The sequence below is a fragment of the Gordonia sp. 852002-10350_SCH5691597 genome, assembly GCF_001665715.1.
Classification (GTDB): domain Bacteria; phylum Actinomycetota; class Actinomycetes; order Mycobacteriales; family Mycobacteriaceae; genus Gordonia; species Gordonia sputi.
In genome coordinates this window covers 1-2,609 of sequence record NZ_LZMO01000075.1, presented here as the reverse complement: position 1 = coordinate 2,609, position 2,609 = coordinate 1, and the positions used below count along the sequence as shown (strand labels likewise).

The window sequence follows — 2,609 nt, the reverse complement described above, 5'->3', positions numbered from 1 at the left end:
GCGGATCGGCTCGCCGTACGTCGAGGGCAAGCGCGAGATGCTGAAGGTCAAACACAAGCGCACGGCCGACTGTGTGGTCATCGGCTACCGAGTGCACAAGAGCGGAACCGGTCTGGGTTCGATGTTGTTGGGCCTCTACACCGATTCGGGAGATCTCCACATGGTCGGCGGCGCAGGAGCATTCACCGACAAGAAGCGAATCGAACTCGAAGAGATGTTTGCGCCGATGCGCACCGATCCCGACAAGCCCGCACCGGGCGAGCCGACGCGGTGGCGATCGGAGAAGTCGGGGGAGTGGATTCCGATCAGGCCGGAACTGGTCGCCGAGGTCGCCTACGACCAGATGGAGAATCACCGATTCCGGCACACCGTCAAGTTCCTACGGTGGCGTCCCGACCGCGATCCCGAGAGCTGCGGCTACGACCAACTCGACGTCCCGCTGACCTACGACCTCCACGATGTGCTGGAAGGGGAAGGCTGACATGGCATCCCGCTCGCCTGCTGAGGAACTCGACGTCGAGGGTGTTGCCGTCCGAATGAGCAACCCCGACAAGATCTATTTCCCCGAGCTCGGTGAAAACGGTGGTCGCAAAAGAGATCTCGTCGGCTACTACCAGCGCATGGCGCAGGCGCGCGACGACGGCGCCGACGGCCCGTTCCTCGTCGCCCTCCGCGATCGCCCGACATTCCTGCAGCGCTTCCCCGACGGCATCGACGGCGACGAGATCTACCAGAAGCACCTACCGAAGAAGCGACCCGACTTCATCGACTCGACGCGCATCACGTTCCCCTCGGGCAGAACCGGGGATGCACTCCGTCCGACGAGCCCGGCGTCGATCGTCTGGGCGGCCAACCTCGGGACCGTCACCTTCCATACCTGGCCGACGGTCGCGGCCGACAACGAGCATCCCGATCAACTGCGCATCGATCTCGACCCACAGCCCGGCACCGACTTCGACGACGTTCGACGCGTCGCCGTCGACCTCCTCGCGCCGCTCCTCGACGAGCTCGGCTACGTCGGATATCTAAAGACGTCCGGCGGCAGGGGGATTCACGTGTTCATTCCCATCGAGCCGCGGTGGGACTTCATCGCGACCCGACGCTGTGGCATCGCGCTCGCCCGCGAATTGGAGCGTCGAGACCCTGACGCCGTGACCACCTCGTGGTGGAAAGAGGATCGCGGCGAGCGGATCTTCATCGACTTCAACCAGAATGCGCGTGACCGGACCATGGCTGCGCCGTATTCGGTGCGACGCAACGCAATCGCGCGCGTGTCGACTCCCGTGACCTGGGCCGAGCTCGCCGACGTCGATCCCGACGACTGCACCATGCGTAGCGTTCCGGAACTCGTTGCGCAACGGGGTGATCCGATGGCCGACATCTCGACGCATCGTCGTGGCCTCGAACCACTGCTGGAGATGGTCGAGCGCGACGACGCGCAAGGTCTCGGCGACATGCCCTACCCGCCGAGCTACCCGAAGATGCCGGGTGAGCCTCCGCGCGTGCAGCCGAGCAAGAAGGTGGGTGCCCACTGGGATGAGGAAGGAAACAGGATCGGTCCGAACTGAGCGTCGAATCGGCGTCGTGCAGTCGAAACACGTCGTCGCACAAGGGAATGAGTAGCGAATGACCACAACCGCAACGTTCGAATCATGGCCGGAGCTCCGTGTGTCCGACTGGGAGCAGACCCGCGACACGGTGCACATGTGGAGTCAGATCGTCGGAAAGACCCGAATGGCGTTGGCCCCGAATGAGAATCATTGGTGGCAGGTCGCGCTGTATGTGAACTCGGTGGGCCTCACGACCTCGTTGATGCCCTACGACGGCTACGGCGTCGAGATCGTCTTCGACTTCGCCGACCACGTCCTCGACATCACCACGACGAAAGGCGAACGGCGACAGGTGCGTCTCGAGCCACGCACCACCGCCGACTTCTACGCGGATTATCTGGCACAGCTGGAATCGCTCGGCATCAGCGTGCCCATCTACGACCGCCCCGTCGAAGTGGCCGAGTCGATCCCGTTCGCGCAGGACACGACGCACGCCTCGTACGACGCCGACGCCGTGAAGCTCTTCTGGCACCAATTGGTCAGCGCGCAGCGCGTTTTCGCGGAGTTCCGTGGAAAGTGGCGCGGCAAGTGCAGCCCCGTTCACTTCTTCTGGGGCTCATTCGATCTCGCGGTCACCAGATTCTCCGGCCGTCCCGCTCCGCTGTTCTCCGGCGTCGTGCCGAACTGTCCGGAGCGAGTGATGGTCGAATCCTATTCCGAGGAGGTCTCCAGCGCCGGGTTCTGGCCCGGTGGCGCCGACGAGGGGGCCTTCTACTCCTATTCGTATCCCGTCTACGAGGGCTACCCCGACGCGAAGGTGCACCCGGCGGCGGCGTCGTACGACACGACGCTCGGCGAATTCCTGCTGCCCTACACCGCCGTTCGAACCGCCGACGACTCAGACGCAAGCCTTCGGGAGTTCCTGCAGTCGACGTTCGACGTCGAATCCAGTCTGGGGGAGTGGCCGTAGAAAGTGAATGTGTGTCGTATCGAAGGATGTGTGTGTTTGAGCGCCCCCATACCTCGATACGACACACATTCTCCGGTCAGCAGACAGCC

2 protein-coding genes and 1 pseudogene are annotated in these 2,609 nt (G+C 63.7%); all 3 read left to right on the top strand.

Going from position 1 to position 2,609, the window contains the following annotated elements; all coding sequences use genetic code 11:
* Nucleotides 1–481, top strand: a pseudogene (locus tag A5777_RS05395) (ATP-dependent DNA ligase); the annotation flags it as partial.
* Nucleotide 482: 1 nt separating this feature from the next.
* Nucleotides 483–1,568 carry a DNA polymerase domain-containing protein gene (locus A5777_RS05390; protein ID WP_005208054.1) on the top strand — a complete coding sequence of 362 codons (1,086 nt, stop codon included), beginning with the start codon at nt 483–485 and terminating at the stop codon, nt 1,566–1,568.
* Nucleotides 1,569–1,626: 58 nt separating this feature from the next.
* Nucleotides 1,627–2,520 carry a DUF5996 family protein gene (locus A5777_RS05385; RefSeq protein WP_064861897.1) on the top strand — a complete coding sequence of 298 codons (894 nt, stop codon included), beginning with the start codon at nt 1,627–1,629 and terminating at the stop codon, nt 2,518–2,520.
* Nucleotides 2,521–2,609 lie beyond the last annotated feature (89 nt).